The organism is Flavobacterium longum, assembly GCF_965137575.1.
Lineage (GTDB): Bacteria > Bacteroidota > Bacteroidia > Flavobacteriales > Flavobacteriaceae > Flavobacterium > Flavobacterium longum.
Window position 1 is genome coordinate 1 of sequence record NZ_CBCRZJ010000008.1, and the last position, 22371, is coordinate 22371.

General features: G+C 45.3%; 31 protein-coding genes. 27 read left to right on the forward strand and 4 right to left on the reverse strand.

All coding sequences use genetic code 11. The features are described 5' to 3' along the window. The first annotated feature begins 476 nt into the window (after positions 1 to 476). The 15 genes from ACM9J1_RS12770 (at position 477) to ACM9J1_RS12840 (ending at position 12857) form a co-directional block, all read left to right on the forward strand. Positions 477 to 818 carry an SdpI family protein gene (locus ACM9J1_RS12770; protein ID WP_415582453.1) on the forward strand — a complete coding sequence of 114 codons (342 nt, stop codon included), beginning with the start codon at positions 477 to 479 and terminating at the stop codon, positions 816 to 818. A 125-nt stretch (positions 819 to 943) separates the two neighbouring features. Then, positions 944 to 1864, forward strand: a complete 921-nt coding sequence (locus ACM9J1_RS12775; protein WP_415582454.1) for a hypothetical protein — start codon at positions 944 to 946, stop codon at positions 1862 to 1864. Between the two features lie 171 nt (positions 1865 to 2035). Then, a complete protein-coding gene (locus ACM9J1_RS12780; RefSeq protein ID WP_415582455.1) occupies positions 2036 to 2947 on the forward strand; it encodes a hypothetical protein in 912 nt (303 codons plus the stop codon). A gap of 1385 nt (positions 2948 to 4332) precedes the next feature. Continuing rightward, positions 4333 to 5094, forward strand: a complete 762-nt coding sequence (locus ACM9J1_RS12785; RefSeq protein ID WP_415582457.1) for a T9SS type A sorting domain-containing protein — start codon at positions 4333 to 4335, stop codon at positions 5092 to 5094. 17 nt (positions 5095 to 5111) lie between these two features. After that, positions 5112 to 5243: a T9SS type A sorting domain-containing protein gene (locus ACM9J1_RS12790; protein WP_415582622.1), complete on the forward strand. Its 132-nt coding sequence runs from the start codon at positions 5112 to 5114 to the stop codon at positions 5241 to 5243. 163 nt (positions 5244 to 5406) lie between these two features. Beyond that, complete coding sequence (locus ACM9J1_RS12795; RefSeq protein WP_415582458.1) at positions 5407 to 6105, forward strand: zinc metalloprotease; 699 nt, start codon at positions 5407 to 5409, stop codon at positions 6103 to 6105. A 219-nt stretch (positions 6106 to 6324) separates the two neighbouring features. Then, the gene (locus ACM9J1_RS12800; protein ID WP_415582460.1) at positions 6325 to 6582 is read left to right on the forward strand and encodes a type II toxin-antitoxin system ParD family antitoxin; all 258 of its coding nucleotides are present in this window, start codon (positions 6325 to 6327) and stop codon (positions 6580 to 6582) included. Beyond that, positions 6569 to 6862: a type II toxin-antitoxin system RelE/ParE family toxin gene (locus ACM9J1_RS12805; protein ID WP_415582461.1), complete on the forward strand. Its 294-nt coding sequence runs from the start codon at positions 6569 to 6571 to the stop codon at positions 6860 to 6862. The genes ACM9J1_RS12800 and ACM9J1_RS12805 overlap by 14 nt, the downstream gene beginning before the upstream one ends. A 275-nt stretch (positions 6863 to 7137) precedes the next feature. Next, on the forward strand, positions 7138 to 7593 hold the full coding sequence (locus tag ACM9J1_RS12810; protein WP_415582463.1) for a hypothetical protein: 456 nt from the start codon (positions 7138 to 7140) through the stop codon (positions 7591 to 7593). Positions 7594 to 7607: 14 nt separating this feature from the next. Next, positions 7608 to 8027 (forward strand): DUF1801 domain-containing protein, encoded by a 420-nt coding sequence (locus ACM9J1_RS12815; protein ID WP_415582465.1) that lies wholly within the window; start codon positions 7608 to 7610, stop codon positions 8025 to 8027. Positions 8028 to 8166: 139 nt separating this feature from the next. Further along, the gene (locus ACM9J1_RS12820) at positions 8167 to 9333 is read left to right on the forward strand and encodes a T9SS type A sorting domain-containing protein (protein ID WP_415582467.1); all 1167 of its coding nucleotides are present in this window, start codon (positions 8167 to 8169) and stop codon (positions 9331 to 9333) included. Then, a complete protein-coding gene (locus ACM9J1_RS12825; RefSeq protein ID WP_415582468.1) occupies positions 9334 to 9939 on the forward strand; it encodes a M949_RS01915 family surface polysaccharide biosynthesis protein in 606 nt (201 codons plus the stop codon). 11 nt (positions 9940 to 9950) lie between these two features. After that, the gene (locus tag ACM9J1_RS12830; RefSeq protein ID WP_415582470.1) at positions 9951 to 10232 is read left to right on the forward strand and encodes a TIGR03643 family protein; all 282 of its coding nucleotides are present in this window, start codon (positions 9951 to 9953) and stop codon (positions 10230 to 10232) included. 250 nt (positions 10233 to 10482) lie between these two features. Then, positions 10483 to 11493, forward strand: coding sequence for a S41 family peptidase (locus ACM9J1_RS12835; protein WP_415582471.1), 1011 nt, complete (start codon positions 10483 to 10485; stop codon positions 11491 to 11493). A 110-nt stretch (positions 11494 to 11603) separates the two neighbouring features. Further along, the gene (locus ACM9J1_RS12840) at positions 11604 to 12857 is read left to right on the forward strand and encodes a cystathionine gamma-synthase family protein (RefSeq protein WP_415582472.1); all 1254 of its coding nucleotides are present in this window, start codon (positions 11604 to 11606) and stop codon (positions 12855 to 12857) included. Positions 12858 to 12926: 69 nt separating this feature from the next. Here the strand turns inward: ACM9J1_RS12840 and ACM9J1_RS12845 are convergent, their stop codons facing one another. Further along, positions 12927 to 13190: a hypothetical protein gene (locus ACM9J1_RS12845; RefSeq protein WP_415582473.1), complete on the reverse strand. Its 264-nt coding sequence runs from the start codon at positions 13188 to 13190 to the stop codon at positions 12927 to 12929. A 195-nt stretch (positions 13191 to 13385) separates the two neighbouring features. Here ACM9J1_RS12845 and ACM9J1_RS12850 point away from each other — a divergent pair, with 195 nt between their 5' ends. Genes ACM9J1_RS12850 through ACM9J1_RS12865 form a run of 4 tightly spaced genes read left to right on the forward strand, consistent with a single transcriptional unit; the run spans position 13386 to position 16423 of the window. Continuing rightward, positions 13386 to 13733 carry a DUF2200 domain-containing protein gene (locus tag ACM9J1_RS12850; protein ID WP_415582474.1) on the forward strand — a complete coding sequence of 116 codons (348 nt, stop codon included), beginning with the start codon at positions 13386 to 13388 and terminating at the stop codon, positions 13731 to 13733. Positions 13734 to 13744: 11 nt separating this feature from the next. Continuing rightward, positions 13745 to 14974, forward strand: coding sequence for a serine hydrolase domain-containing protein (locus ACM9J1_RS12855; protein ID WP_415582475.1), 1230 nt, complete (start codon positions 13745 to 13747; stop codon positions 14972 to 14974). Further along, positions 14975 to 15391 (forward strand): DUF3788 family protein, encoded by a 417-nt coding sequence (locus ACM9J1_RS12860; protein WP_415582476.1) that lies wholly within the window; start codon positions 14975 to 14977, stop codon positions 15389 to 15391. 36 nt (positions 15392 to 15427) lie between these two features. Next, the gene (locus ACM9J1_RS12865; RefSeq protein WP_415582477.1) at positions 15428 to 16423 is read left to right on the forward strand and encodes an alpha/beta hydrolase; all 996 of its coding nucleotides are present in this window, start codon (positions 15428 to 15430) and stop codon (positions 16421 to 16423) included. On the opposite strand, the gene ACM9J1_RS12870 is transcribed toward ACM9J1_RS12865, so the two are convergent. After that, on the reverse strand, positions 16420 to 16647 hold the full coding sequence (locus tag ACM9J1_RS12870) for a four-helix bundle copper-binding protein (protein ID WP_415582623.1): 228 nt from the start codon (positions 16645 to 16647) through the stop codon (positions 16420 to 16422). The two genes, ACM9J1_RS12865 and ACM9J1_RS12870, sit on opposite strands and share 4 nt — an antisense overlap. 242 nt (positions 16648 to 16889) lie before the next feature. Between ACM9J1_RS12870 and ACM9J1_RS12875 the strand changes: the two genes are divergently transcribed. Continuing rightward, entirely contained in the window at positions 16890 to 17429 is a 540-nt protein-coding gene (locus tag ACM9J1_RS12875) for a DUF4256 domain-containing protein (RefSeq protein WP_415582478.1), read from the forward strand. A gap of 4 nt (positions 17430 to 17433) precedes the next feature. On the opposite strand, the gene ACM9J1_RS12880 is transcribed toward ACM9J1_RS12875, so the two are convergent. Both ACM9J1_RS12880 and ACM9J1_RS12885 read right to left on the reverse strand, forming a co-directional pair. Then, positions 17434 to 18132 (reverse strand): tetratricopeptide repeat protein, encoded by a 699-nt coding sequence (locus ACM9J1_RS12880; RefSeq protein WP_415582479.1) that lies wholly within the window; start codon positions 18130 to 18132, stop codon positions 17434 to 17436. Between the two features lie 258 nt (positions 18133 to 18390). Next, on the reverse strand, positions 18391 to 18756 hold the full coding sequence (locus ACM9J1_RS12885) for a YegP family protein (RefSeq protein ID WP_415582480.1): 366 nt from the start codon (positions 18754 to 18756) through the stop codon (positions 18391 to 18393). Positions 18757 to 18882: 126 nt separating this feature from the next. Between ACM9J1_RS12885 and ACM9J1_RS12890 the strand changes: the two genes are divergently transcribed. From ACM9J1_RS12890 to ACM9J1_RS12920, 7 genes are all read left to right on the forward strand, one after another. Beyond that, positions 18883 to 19503, forward strand: a complete 621-nt coding sequence (locus tag ACM9J1_RS12890) for an HD domain-containing protein (RefSeq protein WP_415582481.1) — start codon at positions 18883 to 18885, stop codon at positions 19501 to 19503. A 35-nt stretch (positions 19504 to 19538) separates the two neighbouring features. After that, positions 19539 to 19910, forward strand: a complete 372-nt coding sequence (locus ACM9J1_RS12895) for a hypothetical protein (protein WP_415582482.1) — start codon at positions 19539 to 19541, stop codon at positions 19908 to 19910. A gap of 2 nt (positions 19911 to 19912) precedes the next feature. Then, positions 19913 to 20332: a DUF1801 domain-containing protein gene (locus tag ACM9J1_RS12900; protein ID WP_415582483.1), complete on the forward strand. Its 420-nt coding sequence runs from the start codon at positions 19913 to 19915 to the stop codon at positions 20330 to 20332. Then, entirely contained in the window at positions 20329 to 20730 is a 402-nt protein-coding gene (locus ACM9J1_RS12905; RefSeq protein ID WP_415582484.1) for a hypothetical protein, read from the forward strand. Before ACM9J1_RS12900 ends, ACM9J1_RS12905 begins: the two co-directional genes overlap by 4 nt. Positions 20731 to 20770: 40 nt before the next feature. Further along, positions 20771 to 21154 (forward strand): hypothetical protein, encoded by a 384-nt coding sequence (locus tag ACM9J1_RS12910; RefSeq protein WP_415582485.1) that lies wholly within the window; start codon positions 20771 to 20773, stop codon positions 21152 to 21154. A gap of 117 nt (positions 21155 to 21271) precedes the next feature. Next, positions 21272 to 21907, forward strand: a complete 636-nt coding sequence (locus tag ACM9J1_RS12915; protein WP_415582486.1) for a class I SAM-dependent DNA methyltransferase — start codon at positions 21272 to 21274, stop codon at positions 21905 to 21907. A gap of 40 nt (positions 21908 to 21947) precedes the next feature. Beyond that, positions 21948 to 22337, forward strand: a complete 390-nt coding sequence (locus tag ACM9J1_RS12920) for a hypothetical protein (RefSeq protein WP_415582487.1) — start codon at positions 21948 to 21950, stop codon at positions 22335 to 22337. The last annotated feature ends 34 nt before the right edge of the window (positions 22338 to 22371 follow it).

Genomic DNA, 22371 nt, shown 5'->3' on the forward strand with positions numbered 1-22371 from the left:
TGTGCTAGAAGCAATTGCTGGCATTTTGTCCAGACGCAACATTTTCTTCACGAAAATGTTTTATCTTCACCGATAGAACGCAGTTCGCTAGGCCGCAACATGCTGCTAGCACTGACCGTTAGCGCGTATCGTATCGGCGCTCGCTGCTCGCCGATAGTTTATAGTTTAGCTTCTATTGCGTGAAAACTGGACGTGAAATTCTTTGCGGAAACTTTGTGGCGCAGATTGCGCTGAATAATTGAGAAGACATGTTTGATTTTCACGACTGCGCTAACAGCAAACAGGCAAGATTCGCTAGTTTTTTCGCGCCGGAAGTTTCTTATTACGAACATTTTGTATCTTCACCGATAGAACGCAGTTCGCTGGATTCGCGAACCTCGCCTGTCTGCCGCCGTTACCAGAAATGGAATTGAGCAATCAACTATCTTTCAAGTTCATAAAACAAAGATTTCCACTTTTTACCTAAATATATAGATATGCATTTTACTCTTATTTTCTTGCTAGCCTTTTCAATCGTTTGGAAATTGTTTCCGCCGAAAAAACCAAACAATCTTTACGGTTATCAATTAGGAAGCGCAAAAAAAAGCATCGAACATTGGAGAGTTGCAAATAAATATGCGGCGAATTATATGATAATACTTTATGGGATAACTCTGATATTATCTTATATATTCGCGAATCAAAATTATGAAGGACATATTTGGATTTTGTTTACTTTCTTTTCTGGTGCGATTTTGATTTATATGCTAATCGAAAACAAACTTAAAAAAATAAATGAGTCCACTTCTGGTAACAGCTTGCATAAGAAATTGCCTTAATTTTTCAAGCCGTTACTTTCTTCTCACGAATAATTTTTATCTTCACCGATACAACGCGGTTCGCTGGTATCGGCAACTTCCCATGCAAGCAAAACGTTGGCAGTAATGTTAATAAACAGCAATCCATGATAATAAACTTACCTACTTATGATGATTTTGAAAAAGTTTCTAAAGAATGTTTAATACAAGCTTTCAATTTGCTTTTTAAAGTCTATGACAATTATGAAGAGTACGACGATGACATTGTTCGAGGTGAAGTACCAATGGACGATGTTTGGGAATACAATAGTGGAACGTTGCGAACTTCAACAATTCTTTTGCATCAAGGCATCGAAACGTATATGAAAGGTATTGTTGCAAAAACATCACCTTTTCTATTATTAGAACAGAAACGCTCAGACTGGCCAACTCTGCCCGACAGTATTGATAAAGATTACGATACTTTATTTACTATCGCGGGAGAAAACTTACTAAATACGTTTTGTGCCGTATGCACAGATATTACACCGACTACTGAGCTAGTGACCTTTATCGAAAAAGTACGACAAAAACGAAACAAAGCGATTCACGGTGCAAGTAAAATTTCAAGCTCTGCAAAGGCTTTAATTCACGACATCTTACAAGCATATACTTACTTTTTCGGTATTGATAAATGGTTTGACGATTTGAAAAACTACAATTATGAAAATCCTTTATTCGGATACTTTGATTGGGAATTCGAAAATTTAATGTCTTATAAATATCTGGACTTTCTAAAATCAACCATCGGCATTAAAAAATTTAAAAACTATATCAGTTATGATGTCACAGCAAGAAGTTATTTTTGTCCTTCTTGCAAAAACGAAATCGATGATAAGTATGGAAATTTACAAAGTAAATGGGCATTTCTTAAACCTAATAGTCCAGATTCGACAAACGTTTACTGTGTTAATTGTCAACATGAAAATACTGTTGAAAGAAAAGATTGCGTCCATGAAGAATGTTTAGGAAATGTTATAGACGAAGAAGGTGTTTGTTTGACTTGTTATGAATATCAAGAAGAATAAAAACCACAACACTACTGCCAACACTGGCTAAGCGAGCATTGCTGGCTGTTTAAATAGCCTCGCGTTTTTTCTCCCGAAAAAACCCTATCTTCACCGATAGCTCTCAGTTCGCGGCACCGCAACGCCGCCTAGCCAGAGACCGTTAGTGGCTATTTTATCGATCATCCGTCTATGAAATTTAAGTTTCTCAATACTGAAATTTATGAAACTCCTTGCCCAGAATGTAAGGCGTTTTCTTTCCCAATCACGCTTGATAGAATGTCAAATTATTTCAATGGAAAAGAAATGGTTTGTCCAAAATGTTCGGCTAAATTGGATTGGTGGTCATTGTTACTTCGCCATTTTGATTGGAATTGGCCTTCTTATACTTATGCAATTGTCGGTGGTTTTACGACGTCTTTTATGATTACGATGAAACCTAACGAAATCTATGAGTTAGATTTGGAAGAAGTAGGAATACCAAAACAATCAAAGATTTTACAAACTGGTTACACTCCAAATGGAAAAGGATTATTTCCTGTTGAATTGCATGGAAATGTTCCGCCACGACATTTTATTCCTCATAAATTACACTTGTTTGGAAGGCCATTTGGCGAACCAACAGAGGAGACACCTGTTGCTGTGTCAATTTGTTGGACTCCAAAATCGGATAACAATGAAACTTGGGAAAACATTGTGAGCGCCGTAGAAGCATTTACAATTTCAGATTACAACTCATGTGTGATACCTGCCAATGTTGCTGTCGAAGCCACACTTCATGATCTGATGTCGGACTATTTCCAAAAATTTGCGGCAAGTGATAGAGTTGACGACTTTTTAAATAATGGAGCTACATATAGCTATCAATTAAACATCTTATTGCCAATGATTGCGAACAGTATTGGATTTCCAAAGATGCCAGATTTCATACGCGGAAATCTAAATACTCTGCGTAGCTTAAGGAATTCTTTAGCCCATAAGGGTAAACCAAAAAAAATAATTGATAAAAAAGCTATTTCACCCTTAATTTGTTCGGCCGCTTTTGGTTTGGCTTATCTAAATCTTTTGAACGAAACAAAAAATCAAATCCAAAACAGCCACTAACCGCAGTCAGGCAAGATTTGCTAGCCGTTGAGTTACCGTTGCATTTCTTTCACGAAAAAACATTACATTCACCGATAGTTCGCAGCTCGCTTGGCCGCAAACCTCACCTGGCTGCAAACCGTTACCAGAGATTTAATCAACTTTGATCTATAAACAGATAAAATGAAAAAATTTGTAAACGCTTTTGTGTTGACTGCAATTTTGGCTTGCCCTGCCGTTTACTTAAATTACTTTTCAAGCTTCGTTTTTCCTTGGCAACAAAATGAGGCAATTCAAGCAACTCTGAATTGGGGCGGATTAGCAAAACTGCCTCAAAATGTCCAAAATCTTGAAATCGAACGAAGAGGAAGTGCTTTTACACGACAGTTTATAATCCAGTTTGATTCTGANGAAAAACAAATTGGAAATTGGATAAAAAATAGTAAAAGGTTAAAAGACAACTCGCCAAAAATCAGAGCACAACAAAAAATATACGAGATTTATCCTGGTGAAAATGACTCATTTGGTGGAAAAGTGATAATAACAAAAAGCAAAGTATTAATAAATATGAGTTGGAGTTAATCAAAACCTCTGATAACAGCTTGCATAAGAAATTACCTTATCTGTCCAGCCTTTACTCTATTCTCACGAATAATTTTTATATTCACCGATACAACGCAGTTCGCTTGAATCGGCAACTTCTCATGCAAGCAAANCGTTATATGGCATTTAATCGNGATTCTTCGATNAACATGAAACAATCGTTGGTGATATTTATAACATTGATTTGTGCGATCACAAATTCTCAAACAAATAAAAACCAGTATCATTTTGANAAAGTCGTAGAGATTACGCAAATCACCTTGCGAAAAAGCATTGGAAATGAATATCGGAAATCTTATCNCAATATCATTGACGAATTAGAATTTAGTTTGGAAAAGGATTTTGAGACAAACGATACAATATGTTATCTACGACGATTTTATGCCATGGAGNCGCGCGAACCTAAGGACCGACTTAAAAAAGAAAAGGAAAAGGTCGACCTAAATGTTTTTTATGATATGGTTAAAAAGCTAAACCAGGTTGATGTGGAAAAAATAAATATCGACTTTAATGTCGCAGACGGGATTAGNTATTCAATAAGCATGTACGGTGGTAAGTACAGTCTAAGCTTGTCTTCAAACCTTAGAAATAAGGATAATGTTGGGTATTTCGATTTGTTTGATTCAATTTGGAAACAATTTCAGCAGTAAACGCCATATAACACACGTTATAAGCAAGCCAAAACGGTGCCTCGTCCAAAAATAGGTTGGCCCAAAATATTTTCAACAACTATCGCGACGCTCTAAAAAACATACATTTGCTTCAAATTGTCAATCATTATAATAACCCGCAAAACTCCAAACATGAAAAACGTTTTACTTGTAATAATGTCATTTAAACTGTGCACTTCTATCGCTCAATGCGGACCTATTCCGCCTCCGTTAGGAATGAATCTAGTGTATAGTATTGACTTAGATAATGATGGATTTACCATCTTCGACATATCATATTATATTGATAACATTGAACGACCTCTGATGGAAGAAATTCATGGTGTAAGTTCCTCGGGATACGATTTTGTGTTTTACAATCAAAACAATATAATTTCACCGCTTATATACCCCAATATTTTTGTCAATGAGATATGTTGGATTCAATATGATTACAGCGGCACAGGTCCAACTTTTGACCCAGTCCCACCTTGCAATTACCCTCCGTTTCCTGGAGGATATATTCAATTAATAGCCGTCCCATTTAATGGAGATCAAGACAATGATGGTATCTTAAATCTGAATGAAGATTCAGACGGTGATCTTAACTTAATGAATGATGATGATGATAGTGATGGCATTCTAAATTTCCTAGATCCTTCAAACCTAAACGTAGAAAGTCAAAGCGTCGATTCTCTTCGGGTCTATCCAAATCCTGTAAACCACGGAACCATTTATTTGGAAACATCATCACAAGTTTTGAGAGTTAGTCTCATTGACCAATCTGGAAAACAAATTAAAATTATTGAAACTCCTGAATCAACAATTAATGTTAGCGATTTTGCAACAGGAATATATTTCCTTAAAATCGAAACCGAAACATCCGTTATGACCAAAAAAATTCAAATATTGTAAACTCAATAATCACCGTTCTGGAACGAGAGGTGACATTTAATAATGAAGAGTTATCGATAGATCTTTCAGCGTTGCAAACGGGGCTTTATATTGTTCGTGTCACCGGCGAAGATGGCAATAATTACGTGACCAAAATAACTATGGAATAGCATCTTCAAGATTTGTAACGTTTTCATATCCGCAAAATCAGATTACAAATCGCTTGTGCATATCCAATTAAAAAGTGGAGCGGTGGCCTGCTTATAACCGCAAGCATAAGAAATGTCCTTACTTTCAGTAGCCTAGAGTTTACTTTTCAAGAAAAAATCTATCTTGCCGATAGAACGCAGTCCGCTGGCATCGGTCATTTCCCATGCAAGCAAAACGTTAGCGGTTTCCGAATCAACCTTATCGTACACAATGAGATTTGACACAAGGCTATTTATTTATCTTTCATCAGCATTTGCAATTTTTGTAGTTATAGGCACATTGAGCCACGAATTTGGTCATTATTTAGTGGCCGAAAGCTTTGGATACAATGCGTCGATTAGTTTTGGTTCAACTCATATACAAGATTACGATAAAGTCCCGCCGTTACATAAATTTTGGATAACGTTGGGTGGACCAATGCAAACAATGTTAACTGGATCGATCGGCCTATTTTGGATTCTAAGATATCATAAATCCTTCTCTGTCAAACAGAGATTAACGTTGGGTAATTGGGCAATAATATTCATGGCGTTATTTTGGCTTCGACAACTTTCAAACTTCGCTTTTGGAATGATTAGATTTCTCAAAAAAGGGGAATTTCCACAAAAAAATGATGAGTCAAGATTAAGTAGCTTCTTAGGATTGCCTGGTGAAACGCTCCTTATCATTTCGGCCGCGTGCGCAGCGATTGTTGTTTGGGTTGTCGTTTTTAGATTTGTCCCAAAATCACAACGGCCTACTTTCATCGCTTCAGGAATAGTTGGCGGATTTTCGGGAATGTATCTGTGGCTGCACTGTTTAGGCAAAATCATAATGCCATAGCCGGCAACCGCTAACAGTTTGCATTAGAAATTGCCTTTATTAGTCTTGCCTTTAGCCTATTCTCACGAATAATTTTTATCTTCACCGATACAACGCAGTTTGCTGACTTCGCAGACTTCGCAAGCCCGCAAAACGTTATGTGTGCTTTTTTCGAGTTTTTTCTATCAAAGAATTATGATTATTACCAAATTTTGGTAACTTTGAACAAACTCTTGAGCAATGGGAAAGAATACTTCAATATCATTGGGAGATCATTTCGAATCTTTTATCGAAAATAGTATTTCAAAAGGTCGATTCACAAATGCCAGCGAAGTCGTTCGCGCCGGACTAAGATTACTTGAAGAAGAGGAAGAAAAAGTCATTGCATTAAGAAATGCGGTTCAAGAAGGCCTGGATAGCGGCATCGTCGAAGACTTTAACCCAAAAAAGTTCTTGGAAGAATTAAAATCAAAGAAAAAGGCGAATGGGAAAGTATAAACTATCCAATCGCGCACTTGAAGATCTGTCCGAAATCTGGAATTACACTTTTGATGAATGGTCTGAACAACAGGCCGACAAATATTATGAATTGATTCTCGCTTCTTGCCAAGATTTAGCGAACAATCCCGAATTCGGGAAGAAATACGAAATTGGGATACAAGGCGTTTTCGGTTACAGGTCAAATCGACATATTATCTTCTTCATTGAATTAAGAGAAGGAGAAATTGAAATCGTTAGAATACTACACGAAATGATGGACTTGAAAAAAAAGTGCTAATAGTTTACACCACATACAAAAGCAAACAGGCGACAATCGCCTAAATTTGACAAACCGCAACTTCTTTCTCACGAACTTTTTGTACATTCACCGATAGAACTCGGCAGGGTGAAACCAGCAACCGCGCCTGTCTGCAACCGTTGCGAGAATTTGAATCAATATTCTTCAAAACAACCGTGAATTTTATAGCCAGATTTTTTACACTTTCCTTGTTACCGTCGCTCTTTGCATCGTGCGATTGCAGTCAATTACATTTAAAAAGTGCGGAAAAGGAAATGTCACCATATAAGCTTAATGACTTGTTGATATTTAAAAGTGAACTAGGAAATCTCGATTCGCTAAAGGTTTCAAGTATTGAAAACGATTTTACAAATCAAGACTGCAACTGGTCATATTCATCGACTCAAAATGAATATATCAGAACTACTTTAAACGCAAATATCTGCAGAAATCATGATTGTGGCGTGAAGATTTTGATAGAAAAAAACCGAAGAAATACTCGGGTTGAGATAAGCGTATTTCGGCAACCAGGAATTTTAAAGCTGAACGGCTCAAATACTACTTCAGTGACATTGTCATCTGGAAAAAAGTACGATTCGGTGTTCACTTTTAAAAATTATAGTCGAAATGATGAAATGGAGGCTTTCTTTTGGGATAGAACAGATGGTTTGATTAAGTATAAAACTAATAAAGAAACATTTGAATTGGTTGGTAGGGCAAACTACCGCTAACAATTCCCGGCTGCATGACCATAGTTGAAAAAGAAATACAGCAGTACATCTACAGCCAGCCGCCAATTAAACGCGCCGACATGGAACAATTGCACGCCATGATCCAGCGCCTGTCGCCCGGTGCAAAACTTTGGTTTCTGGACGGTAAAGACAGCACCGGAAAAGTCATCTCCAATCCAAACATCGGCTACGGACAGCGGGAAACGATATACGCCGACGGGAAAACACGTGAATTTTACCAAATCGGGTTGAGCGCAAACACCACAGGGATTTCCGTTTACATTCTCGGTCTTGAAGACAAGACGTATCTCAAACGCGTGTACGGCGCACAAATCGGGAAAGCGAGTGTCACCGGATATTGCGTAAAGTTCAAGTCCTTGGAAGCCATAAATCCGGACGTGCTTGAAAAAATGATCCTCGACGGCTTGTCATAGTATTCCAGGCGATTGAGACAACATTATTACCCTTTCACGGCGTTTCCATTTTGCGAATAATCCTTATCTTCACCGATGCAAAGCCGCCGGGCAGCGCCAAATCCACAACCGCTGAACGGCCAGAACGAAGCCAGAAACCGTGAAGCCCATACTTTTCTTTACCATATTGTTGCCGCTGTTTTGCACAGATGCTTTTTCACAACTTTACCCGACGTTTGGCCCCGAGAAGAAAGTCACCGTAACTGGTTTGACCTTTGACGCCATGGAACCGTTCATTTCTCCCGACGACAATATCCTGTTTTTTAATTCCCTGAATTCCGGCGGCAACACCAACTTGTATTACGCCGCCAAAGTGAACGACACCACATTCACGTATGCAGGATTGGTAAGCGGCACATTTGATCCCGCGCCAAATCATCTTGACGCAGTGGCTTCCGTAGACGCATCGAACAATTTCTTCTGGACATCGCTAAGGGATTATCCCGACCAAATCGCCAACCTTCGGCGCGGCACGTTTTCCGACGGCAATGTGTCCGGCATCAGCCCGGTTTTCGGCGATTTCAATATCGATGACTTCAACTTCCCGTTCGGCTGGCTGATTATGGATGCCGCCATCAACTACCAAGGCGATCTACTGTATTACACCAATGCGAAATTCGACTTTTCCAATACGACCTGCGTAGGCATTCCCTGTGAGGCAAAATTGGGTGTCGCGGCGCTGGTAAACGACAACACGTTCAATAAACTTCCCGATTCCGACGCGATTTTCGCCAATGTGAACGACCCGGAAAACTATTTGGTTTACGCGCCGCAAATTACGCCTGACGGGCTGGAATTGTACTACACGAGGCTTTTGAAAAATTCGGTCAACACCGAAATCTGTGTGTCGGTCAGGACAAGCGCAACCGAACCGTTTAGCCTGCCGTCTGTCATCCATGCCAATCCCGGTTTCCTGCCCGAAGCGGCAAGCCCGAGTACCGACCAACAGAAAATCTATTACCACCAGAAAGACCAGTCCGGGGTTTTTCGACTCTATTTGCGTTACCGGACGCAGACTGCAGGTGTCGCGGAACACGCCCGTAAGATGGCCCGCGCATATCCAAATCCGACCAGCGGTCTTCTGAACATCTCAACAGATGACGCCGCCGCTGACATCTTAGTAACAGTTTATTCAATCGTAGGTCAGGAAATGTTCAGTGCACCCAACGCAACGTCAGTTGACATGTCACATTTCGCCGCGGGGTTGTACTATGTCGTCATTAGTCAAGACAACAACACCTGGACGGGAAAAATCATCAAACAATAAATGAAGACTACAATATACATCACATGGCTTCTGCTGACCGCCGCCGTCGGGTTTGCGCAAAAGGAATTGATTATTGCCGATGTCGCCGAAAGCCAACTTCCTGCTGATATAAAATGGGGCGGAAAATTCAAACGGGCTTGGCGTTGGCAAGACAAACTCGGCGAAAATCTCGTGGTCATTTCCGAAACGGGTATTTATGGATCTCATGAAGGCCACCGGAATGCCGAAATCTTCGCCTATCATTTCCTGCTCGGCGAAACTTCGAAACCAATTTGGAAACTCTACGATTTCGAGAAAGATTGCCCGGTAGACGTTGAGGCGGAATTCATGGATGATGCCATCACTGACCTGGACAACGACGGCATCAATGAAATCTGGCTCGTTTACAAGAAAGCCTGTCGCGGCGACGTCAGCCCATCGGAAATGAAAATCATCATGTACGAAGGCGGAAAAAAATACGCCATGCGCGGTGAGAACAAAGTGCAGGTTTCTGAAAAAGAAACGTACGGCGGCAATTACACATTCGATGAAGCCTTCAGCAAAGCTAAAATATTCCAGAAATTCGCGCTAAAAAAGTGGCAGGAAAACATCCTGCAAAAATGGTAAGCAAAAATACAATGACCACAGCCTTTTCACCCGAACAAGTTGACCGCATCATTGAAATGGCCTGGGAAGACCGCACGCCGTTCGACGCCATTAAAATCCAGTTTGGCCTGTCGCAGGGCGACGTAGAGAAACTGATGCGCAAAGAACTCAAGCAGGCCAGTTTTAAACGCTGGCGAAAACGTGTGTCGTCGGGCATTGGCGTGAAACACCGCTGCAAAGCCGATCCGGACATGCTCCGATTCAAGTGTTCGAGGCAACGCGCCATCAGCGGCAACAGGATTTCCAAACGATGATTATCCCTTCCCTTATTTCGCCGCAAAAGGGCTATTTTTCCGCGAACAACCGTCAAACGACAACAGTCTGGTGAACGAAAAGAAATAGTCGCCGTGGATGACCCGACCAAATCGCCGATAGGTTCGCCTGTCGGCTTTTTTTATGGAAAATGGGCGTGCCAATAGAATTCATGCTTGTCTTCTTCCAAACAAGAACCTTAATTGAGTAAATTTAATTCGATAACGGCTTCCTGTTCCAAATGTAATTGTCATGAAAAGAAAAGTGTTTGTCCTGCTGTTTTTTGCTTGTTTCTGCCATGGTCAAATTCCTATCGACAGCATATACGTGACCATTAAACGGGAAAGTGTACACCGGAATAGTATCGACTGGAAAACAACAGATGAAGTTTTTCACCGTCAGTTGACCGGGGCAAAAACTGCGGACGACACGTTAAACGCCGTAGTCGAAGTATTCCGGCAACTTCAGGACTACCACAGCAACATTCAATATTTGGGCAGGACATTTTCGAACTATCCCGAATTTGACGAAAAGCAACTCCAGCAGCTGATGCCGTTGGTCAATTTGTCAAATAAGAACACCGGTGTGTTCCGGCGTAAGATCATCGACCAAAAATTCCTTTACCTACAAGTGCCAAGCATTCAGGCTTGGGGCAACGACGTGAATATTGCCGCTAAGGCGCTGTCCGATTCGCTTTGCAAAGGCAATCTGTCGAAACTAAAAGGCGTCGTTATCGATTTACGGCTCAATGGCGGCGGACAATTCAGTGCTATGGCAGGCGGTTTGGCCATGCTGCTGGGCGAGGGTTATATTGGCGGCGGTATCGACGCAAACAATCAAACAGCCTACGAGTTTACCATACAATCCGGAAACCTCTGGATCGGCAATTTCCAGGCGACCAATGTCCAACACGATTGCCGTTCGCTGGCCTCAAAAATTCCTGTGGCGATCCTGATTGGCCCGAACACGAGAAGTTCTGGAAGCATTCTGGCCCTGACGTTTAGAGGTCGCAAAAACACCATACTCATCGGCGAACCGACTGCCGAGGGTTACACCACCGGCAATGACTATTTCGCCTACATGAATGGCACAATCGCACTTAATTTAGCTACATCTTTCAGTACTGATCGGAATCGGAATGTCTATCGGTCATCGGTAAACCCCGATACGACAATCTTCGTTGGGGACGACTTTGAACATCCGGAGAAAGACGAGAAAGTCATCAAAGCAGTTGCCTGGTTGAAAACCATCGCCCGAAAGTAGCAGATTCACAAAGAAAAAGCACGTACGCGAATAAAAAGTACTATTTTCGCGCACGAAAACGATTTCGTGAATCGTGAACAATACATCAGATCGCAACACCAAAACCCCGCATGAACAGAAAAATGAAACCCGAAAGCCTCATGATGAGCTACGGCTACAAGCCAGAACTCTCTGAGGGTGCCGTAAAATGCCCCATTTTCCAGACCTCAACATTTGTATTCAAAAGCGCCGAAGACGGAAAAGCATTCTTCGAAGTCGCTTATGGCCATCGCGCGCAACGGGAAGACGAAGAACAAGGCCTGATTTACAGCCGCATCAACAATCCTGATCTGGAAATCCTGGAAAACCGCTTGACACTTTGGGACGAAGCCGAAGATTGCGCGGTATTCGAAAGTGGTATGGCGGCTATTACAACGGTATTATTGGAGTTCCTTTCGCCGGGCGATTTGCTTTTGACAAGCGCGCCGGTGTATGGCGGAAGCGACCACTTCATCAAGAAAGTCCTGCCGAAATTCGGGATTCATTACGCCGAATTCCGCGTAGGGCAAACCCATGAAGAAATCATCGAAATCGTCAACGCGACTGGCATGGCCGACAAACTCGCGATGGTGTACATTGAAACGCCGGCCAACCCGACCAACGATTTGATCGACATCGAAGGCAGCAAAGACATCGCCCGTCATTTCTCGACAGGCACGAAAGAAGTCATGCTCGCGGTAGACAATACGTACATGGGCCCGATCTGGCAGCATCCGCTCAAGCACGGCGCTGATCTGGTACTGTATTCGGCCACGAAATACATCGGTGGGCACAGCGATGTCATTGCCGGTGCATGCCTCGGTTCAAAAGCGCTTATTACGCGCGTCCGTGGACTGCGGACGTTTCTGGGCAACATGGCAAGCCCGCACACCGGATGGTTGCTGCTCCGAAGCCTCGAAACCCTGAAAGCACGGATGGACATCCAAGCCCGCAACGCACAACATGTCGCCGATTTTTTGAATCATCATCCGCTGGTGGAAAAAGTGTATTACATCGGCAACATCACCGAGAAAGATACGGCGTTATATGCCATCAAACAAAAGCAATGTCTTACCAACGGCGGCATGATTTCCTTTGATGTGAAAGGCGGCGAAAAAGAAGCCTTCAAATTCCTCAATGCCTTGCAATTGATCAAATTGGCGGTAAGTCTGGGTAGTACCGAAAGCCTTGCAGAACATCCGGCCACGATGACGCACGTTGACGTGGACGAAAGCCTTCGCAACGAATTGTCGATCACCGAAAAAATGGTGCGGCTTTCCATCGGGGTCGAACACCACGACGACATCATTGCGGATATCAGCCAAGCGTTGGAAGCCACAAGATAATATGCGATTGCAACCAAATGAAAATGCCGGCGAAAATCGTCGGCATTTGTTGTTTTTACGGAAACCCGGTTATGCAGCGGATGACAATTGGGTGGCCGCAATGCGCTCTTCGCAAAATGCTGCAAGCCTGTACAATTCCTCACGCGCTTTGCCATCCGGATTCTCAGTGCAGGCCGCAAGCGCGAAAATAAGGTTCGACTTCATCTCCGGCGACGATTTAAAGATGTCGGCCAGCGATTCGCAGTTCAAGATTCTTTCTGAGAAAAGCATGCGTTGGCTTTTGCGTTCTGAAATCAAAAGATTCAGCACCAATGTTGTAATGTTCGGGGTCATGGATTTTGTTTTAATGTTAAGACGAAATTAAGCCATGATGTACAAGCCCAGCCATTTACTCGACAAACTGTTAAGAAATTCGACATAACCCTGACCGCAAGTTTTTTGTCCGAAAAATGGTGTCGTTCATCTGCCGCGATATCTGGGCAAAAGTTTATATTTTAGCGGAAACGACTACCAATCAAAGTTTTTTCCATGAACGAAGAACGCATCCACAACCTATTATTTTCCAGCGTCTATCCGCTGTACGTCCAGAAAGCCGAAAGAAAAGGCCGCACGCAGGAAGAAGTGGACCAAATCATTTGCTGGCTCACAGGTTTCGACCAAAGCCAGTTGCAGGCGCAAATCGAGAAAAAAAGTAACTTTCGGGTGTTTTTCGACCAAGCCCAACTTCATGAAAACGCATCAAAAATAACCGGAATCATTTGCGGCTACCGCGTGGAAGACATCACTGATCCAGTCGTCCAAAAAGTACGCTACCTCGACAAACTCATCGACGAATTGGCCAAAGGCCGCCCGATGGAAAAAATCCTCCGACCTTAACGTCAAAAAATATGACCCGAGTCTTTTCACTTTTCGCCGCAATACTTATGCTGTCCTGTCAACACCGGCAAGACGTCAACCAACAGGCTGCCGATGCGCTGACCCGCCAACTCGACAGCATATCGAAACAAGGCATCTTCAACGGTTTTTCGGTGGCGATGGTGAACGACAAAGGCATTTTATACGAGAAAGGTTTGGGCATGGCCGACGTCGCGGCGCAGAAACCTTATACCGAGCAAACCATACAGAACATTGCGTCGGTCTCGAAGACATTGATTGGGATTGCGCTCTTGAAAGCTCAGGAACTGGGCAAATTAAAGCTCGACGACCCGATCAACCGCTACCTGCCATTTGAGGTCGTGAACCCGGACTTCCCCAACGACATTATAACCATCAGGCATCTGGCGACGCATACTTCGGGCATTCTTGACAATGAATTTTACATGACCAAGAACTATTGCATCAAATCTGGGCAAGACTTCAGTAAAATACGTAAAGAATTCGACGACTTGCAAGTATTCAATCCTGCCGATTCATTGTTGACCTTGGAAAAATATCTATACAACGCCTTGTCGAAAACGGGAAAATGGCGAAACAAAGACACATTTGTGAAGACCAAACCGGGCGCAACTTATGAATACTCGAACACGGGCGCCACGCTGGCCGCATTCATCATCGAAAGAGCGACGGGGCAACCGTTCGACGCGTTCACCAAACAATACATCCTGGAACCACTCGGGATGAAGGCTTCAGGCTGGCATTTCAAAGACGTCGATTTTACCCGCTATTCCAGATTGTACGCCGACCCGAAAACTGCATTGCCGTTCTACACGATGTCCACTTATCCGGACGGGAATTTCATTACTTCGGCGCACGACCTGGGTTTATTCCTCAGCGAACTGATCAAAGCTTACGACGGCCGCGGAACCATCCTGAACAAAGAAAGCTTCCGCGAATATTTCAAGCCACAACTGACCGCTGAGAATTTTGTGACGCGTGACGAAAAAAATCCATACAACGACAGTTTCAACACGGGCATTTTCATCGGGTTCGGTTACTCGGGCTACGTTGGCCATACCGGCGGCGACCCAGGCGTGACGACGATGCTGTTCTTCGATCCGACGCGGAAAATCGGACGGTTGCTCATCCTAAACACTTCATTCTCCGGAAAACGAGGCGGTGACGCTTTCTACGGGATTTGGAATGCGCTTGAAAAACACCAAAATAATTTTACCAATTGAATGACCAGCGTATTCGCCGATAAAGACCTGACCCCAACCAATGTCGATCTGGAAAAAGCCATAGGAAACACGTTTACGCTCTGGCAGGAAATGGTATCTTGTGCGATGGCAGCGGGTGTAAATCGCTCCGCGGAATGGGCCTATTCGGGTGCCAAATTCGGATGGAGCTTTCGCGTCAAAGATCCGAAACGCGTCATCGTGTATTTACTTCCTAGAAAAGGTTTTTTTAAAATAGCCATGGTGTTTGGCCAAAAAGCCACCGATGCCATAATGGGTTCCGACGTACACGAATCCGTCAAGGCCGAACTTTTAGCCGCCAAACCCTACGCCGAAGGCCGTGGCATCCGAATCGAGGTCAGGGACAGCCTGCTACTTGAAGACCTCAAAAAACTCCTCGTAATAAAACACTTGAACTAGCGGGTAAATTGCTTAAATTCACCACAAACGAACCGCATGGGCAGGCGCATAGTAAAAATCGCGTTGTTAATTTTATTCATCCTGGGCACAATTTACGTCGCCTTTCAGGTGTCGCCGTATCCGTCGGTTTGGATAGTCCGCTATTTTTTTGAAAAAGAAGCAAAAACGGCAAACGACCGGTTGTCTGCATTTGTTCCGGGACACGTATCGGGCATCGCGGACATCGGTTACGACACATCCGATCCGGACGCATTATTAGATGTCTATTATCCGAAAGAAGCGGCCACCAACGGCGAACTGTTGCCATTAATCGTCTGGACGCACGGCGGCGGTTTGATCTCGGGCAAAAAAGAACATCTCGAAAACTATTGCCGGATGCTGGCCGGCGAAGGCTTTGTAGTTGCGGCCATTGATTACACCGTCGCGCCTAAAGGAAAATACCCGCTACCGCTGCGTCAGTTGAATTTGGCGTTGGGTTTTCTTTCAACGAAAGCTTCGGTTTACCACGCCGATGCATCAAGGATCATCTTGGCCGGGGATTCGGGAGGCGCGATGCTATCGGCGCAGATGGCCAACATCATTTCGAGTGAAAAATACGCCAAAATGGTGGGCATCGTCCCAAAAATACGACCGCGACAATTAAAAGGAACGCTGCTGTACTGTGGCATCTATGACGTGACCAATCTGAATACCGGCGGCGAGTTCGGCGGGTTTCTTAAAACGGTTTTGTGGGCATATTTCGGAAAAAAGGATATTTTCGATGACCGATATGCACAGTCTGCATCGGTCGTTGATTATTTAACACCCAACTTCCCCGCCAGTTTTATCTCGGCAGGCAACAAAGATCCGTTGCTGGAACAATCGCGACTGTTATCGGCAAAACTCCGCGAGCAACACGTAGTTCCGGACACACTTTTTTATCCGGCGAAGCATCACCCCGAACTCGCCCACGAATACCAATTTACGTATGACGAATCGGGAAAGGCGGCGTTTTCGAGGAGCATCGCCTTCCTGAGGAAAGTGACACGTTAGGCGGCCATTGTCCGGCATTCATTCCCGCATTCCCAGCAAGCGGCCGCACATTCATTGCAATGTTCATTGTCGTGGCGGCTGCATTCCCGACCGCATTCTTCGCAGATATCGGCGCACAGACGACACATATCAGCGGCATACGCACTACCCAGACTCATTAGTTGGGCGGCGGCGTAACAAGCAGCGGCGCATTCCATATCAAGCTGGATGCACCGCGCCATCATTTTTACGTTGTCTTCCTGCGTACAGGACGATGCGCAATGGTTACAGATGGCCGCACATTTCAGGCAAGCATCTATGCAGCGCTGGTAGATGTGATAATTATTCATGGCGGTGGATTTTTAGGCTTTACCCAAAGCTGCCACTGCAGCGAGCGATAATTTTATAGGATTCCGAAGCTTGTTTACGCCATGGCCACTTCCCCGGCGAAATCGTATCTTGCGGTAAACAACAACAGTAGGATGAAATGAACGAACAAACTGAACTCCTCAAAACCCTGCGGAAGCGATTTGAAGACAACAAGCACAGGCATCGGGACATCACCTGGGAAACCGTCGAAGAAAGATTGAAAGCGAACCCAGAGAAACTGGCCAGTCTGGCGCGCATGGAAGCCACGGGTGGAGAACCGGACGTGGTCGGCCTGGATGCCAAAACAGGTGCGCTGTTCTTTTGCGACTGTGCGCCCGAAAGCCCGGCGGGCCGAAGAAGTTTATGTTACGATGATGCGGCGCTTCACGCCAGAAAGGAAAACAAACCCAAGGGCAGCGCGATCGCCTTGGCCTTGGCCATGGGTGCGGAATTACTGACCGAATCCCAATACCGCGCCTTGCAGGAATTGGAACCATTTGACCGCAAAACATCGAGTTGGGTAGCCACACCGGAACACATCCGGAAATTGGGCGGCGCGTTGTTTTGCGACCGCCGGTATGACAGCGTTTTTCTCTACCACAACGGTGCCGAATCCTATTACGCAGCGCGCGGATTTCGGGTGATGTTGACTGTGTAAAGTATTATTTCTTGTAGGCGCGCGATTCGAAAATGGCCATCATTTCCTTGGCTTTCTCGAATTGGTTCACCGATTTAAGCGCTTGTGCATACCGGTAAAAATAAACGTCCTCGAGATTGGTGGTAAGCTTGAAGAGTTTGGAATACCATTTCTCTGCAATTTCCAGGTCGCCGTCAAAGAAACGAGCGTCGGCTACTTTCCGGATTAAATCTGCGGATTCATATCCTTTCTCGAGCACGCGCTCGTAGGTATTTACTAGGTCAATCCTCACAGAAGTGGTTTTCTCGACTGCAGTTTTATTGACGGTCAACGGAATCATGACGCGCGGCGCCATCGCCAAGTCTGAGACAGGCATAGCGTTTTGGCCGACAACCGTTTTGGCCGACAAGACCGAAAGGTTTTCCATTACGGGCTTTGGCTTGGCTTTCCCGAAAACAGGTGTCACCACGCGGGAATTGTCTGGACCCAAATCATGGGTATTGACCATTTTCAGGCTCGGTACGTCGTAGGTCGTAATGCGCGATCCAAACTTCATGTTGATGCGCTCTTCCACGTGATAAGATACGATTACCTGCGATTCTTCATTGATTTCTGAGGCAGACGGGCCGCTTCCCATACCGGAATGCGCCAGATCGAAATTTTCCTGCGCGGTGGCGGAAAAACCCATGGCAAGGACAACGATAAGTGACGAAAGTGTTTTCATGGCGTAATTGGTTTTGCTTGTGTGAACACCTTTAATTACACCGCTAAATTACATCGGCGATGACCGTCACATTTTATTTTCCCTGCCATCAGCATTAAAAAACGTTGAAGTGCAAACGGGTTTCACTTGACCGATTTTTCCCCGCCATTCATCGAGACAAACCCAATGAAATTAGGTATTTTCGAGAATTTTCACTAACAGCCATTAGGTGATTTTGTCGGCATAAAAGCGCCGTTCAACGAAACAACGTCGGCCGCACTACCATTCGGCTTCGGCCAACGCATCCGGAAATACTTCGCCCTCGGAGAAATCCAGCGTTTCTGAAACAGACACGTATTTGGTGATTTCGTCGATGCCTTTCTGGAGCAAACCTTCGGTGGAATACTTCCGGCTCGTGGCCAGAACCAAGCCGTCTTTGGACAATCGGAAGAAGAATTTGTTGCCTGAACCGCGTACTTTCGTAAAGGTGAAAAGCGAGAGCTGTTCCCGAATGGCCGCAATCATCGATTCGCAATCAGATTTTTGCTTGCAGGAAATACTGGTAAAAATCGTCTTGCCCTTGCGCGAGGCAAAAATAAACTTGTAATCGCCATTAAACCGTTTGCTGATGACAAAAGCGCCCATACCATTATTTTGAGGTCTGGGCAAAACTAAAAGAATCCGCTGCCGCAGAAATCACCGGGCGTGAAAAGTTGTAAAAAACGTTTTCAACACCGCACAAAGACAATATTGATTAACTTTCGCGTGTTTATGGACAAGTTACGGCATACCTTTTACGAACTGGTGCAGCGCTTTACTGATACTGTCTCGGTGGCCGACCGCCTTTGGGACGAAATCGCGAAACATTACAGTGCCCGACAGCGCCACTACCACAACCTGTCGCACCTCGAGGCGATGCGGGGTGAACTGGTGTCGGTGACTGAGGAACTTTCCTATGCGGAAGCCGTGTGGTTCGCCTTGTACTACCATGACCTCGTATACAACGTCGGCGCTTCCGATAACGAAGAAAAAAGCGCCACCTTGGCGCAGCAGCGGCTGGCTACGCTCGGTGCCGACCACACCTTTACAGACCGCGTAGCCCGCCACATCATCGCCACGAAAAAACACGAATGGTCGCCCGATCAAGACACCAACTTTCTCGTAGATGCAGACTTGTCGATCCTTGGCGTATCTCCGGAACGCTATCGCGCCTACACGCAACAAATACGAAAAGAGTACGCAGTTTACCCTGACTTTCTCTACCATCCCGGCAGACGTAAGGTGTTACGGCATTTTCTTGACTTGCCCACCATCTACAAAACCGAAATCTTCAGAAACCGGTACGAGGCCCAGGCACGGAAAAATCTGGCGTGGGAACTTACTCAACTTTGAATAAAAATGGTATCTTCAACGTTACAAACCAAACCATGAAACGACTATTCCCATTGGGCTTGCTCCTGACATTCCTGTTCATCTACATGGAATGGGGCAACAACCAACAATTCGTTTTCCAGATGCAGTACGACGCCATCGCCAACATCGCCAATAATGCGTCGTCGCTCAGCAACCCGTTGGTGTTCGTGCTGTTTTTCGCCGAAATCCTGCTCATCATCGCATTGCTGCAGCGGCAACCTAACCGCATCTTCATTCTGGCCGGCACGGTCTTGCTCCTGCCCTACGTCATACTGGCGTTTTTGGGCGGATTGGCTGGCCATCCAAAAGTCTGGCTTTCCACGTTTCCGTTCCTGGCAATGGCCATTTTTTTCTTTGTAAAATTCCGCAGGTTTAACCAAGCTTGATCATGTCGCAAAACAAAACCACCGAAAACGAAAACAGCGTGCCCGATTTTCTCCAATCGGTCACCGATGCGCAACAACGCCAAGACAGCGAGAAACTCGTGGAAATCTTCAGTGCGCAAACCGGTTTCAAGGCCAAAATGTGGGGCACGGCCATCATCGGGTTCGGCAGCTACCATTATAAATATGACAGTGGCCGCGAAGGCGACGCGCCACTCGCCGGATTCTCACCTCGTAAGGGAAAAATCGCGCTGTATTTTTCAAGTAAATACGACGGCCGCGAAGCGCTCATGGCAAAACTCGGCAAGCACCAAACCGCAAAAGCGTGCGTCTATGTCAAAAAACTCTCAGACATTGACACCGACATTTTGAAAAAAATGATTGCCGCTTCGGTGAAACACATGCAATCCATCTACCCGTCATGACACGAAGCATCATCGTTGCCACCGCCTTTGTGTGGCTGGCTTTTGGGTCAGGTCAACCGCGGCAACAAGCACAAATCCTAGGCGTCTGGACCGAACATTGGGGTACCGATACGATCCATCCGGAAACCGATGTGCACTACGTGGATACGATTACGATTTTCACCGGACGCAATGGCTTGGCGATTATTTGCCACCACGACAGCCTGTACCGTTATGACCAGATCCGGGTGAAAGACGACAGCTTGTTTTTCAGGATGGAAAACACTTCCTTGCCGAGCAGTCCGTTCTTCGTGAATTTTTACCTCAAACAAGTCGCGCCCGACCGCATGGAAGGCCGCATCTTTAACTCGCAGGATGAAACCGTCGGGATTGTGCTCAAGAAAATGCCCGCACCATAAAACCGCGCAGCCCGGCGTTATCAATAAAAACCTATTGCCCATGAAGCGATTTCTCCCGATACTGTTGCTGATGGTTTCCTGTCAGGAGCAAGCCGTAACCCAGGACTTCGACGACCGCATCCTGGACTTCGTCATCGAAACCCGAAATGGCCGTACCATCGCATTCCCGGATTTGTACGGGCGCACGTTCGAAATCCCGGACGCCAAGAACGAAAAACTCATCCTGAGCGAAAAACTCAAATCACGCGGCTTCACTGTCACCGAAACCACGAGCAACATCCAAGGTTTTACAGGCATCCGGTCGGTCACGCAAAAACTCGTCAAGGACGGTTGTGATTGTCAAGTCACCAAAACCTACGGGCGCACCGCCTATGTCAGCGAATATGCGGTAACCGAAACCATCAGTTGCAGCCCGAATTTATAATTTAGAATCTCCACATTGGCGTTGCCTACGGCCGGGCTGTCCACTGTATCTTTTGCTCGTGGCCTCGCAAAAGGATGCCGTTTCCATCCCTAACGCAACAACACATCATAATTTGTCATGCCACAACAAGCAGAACACCTTTTCAACAGACGCGCGCAAGATTACCAGGCCAAATACATGGACGTAAGCCATTACGGCGATACGCTAGCCCTATTCTGCGATGCGTTACCGCCAAATGCTTCGGTGCTCGATGTGGCGTGCGGCCCGGGAAACCTATCGCGATTTTTGCTCGACCGTCGGAATGATCTGCGTATGTCCGGAACAGACCTCGCGCCCAACATGATCGCGCTCGCCCAAGCCAACAATCCCGAAGCGTCGTTCTCCCTGGCCGACATGCGCCGCATCGCCGAAACAAATTCCAGATATGAGGCCTTGGTCTGCGGCTTCGGCCTGCCCTATCTGTCGAAAGCGGAAGCGGCAACATTTATTTCAGACATGGCCAAAATCCTCCGTCCCGGTGGCAGCGTTTATCTCAGTACGATGACCGCCGACATAGACGCGTCACTGTTGCAGCAATCCAGCGACGGACAAGATGCCATTCTCACGCACTACCACGCCGAAGCGACGCTACGGGAAGTGCTGAAACACGCCGGTTTCGACATTGTCCTTTCACAAAAACAGCCGTTCCCGGACAAACCGGACACGACAGATTTGATCATCATTGCGCAAAAACGACAATCCGTCGGCGCATAAGTGCTGAATCCGTATCTTTGCCGACTGTAACACCAAACCCATGGAAAACCTCCAGAACCAGAAACAACGGCACGGCTGCCTGACCGCATGGCTCGTTTTGATGATGCTCGTATATACCGCCAACATGGCCTACAGCATCGTGCTGAGCTTTATCGTGATCACGCCCATGCAGATGATCATCCCAAAATGGATTTTCTTTCTGCTGGCCGCCATCTGCATCCTGAACGTGGTGTTCGCCATCTTCATCTTCCGTTGGAAAAAGTGGGCATTCTGGGGATTTCTCGTCACCAGTCTCATTACCATGGGCATCAACATCTACACGGGCAACGGCATCCTGTCGTCACTCGTCGGGTTGTTCGGTGTCGGGATTTTGTTCGCGTTGCTGCAACTCAAGGAAAATGGCCGATCGGCTTGGGAAAACTTGGAATAACCCGTTACAAACACGCGCGCAATCTGTATATTTG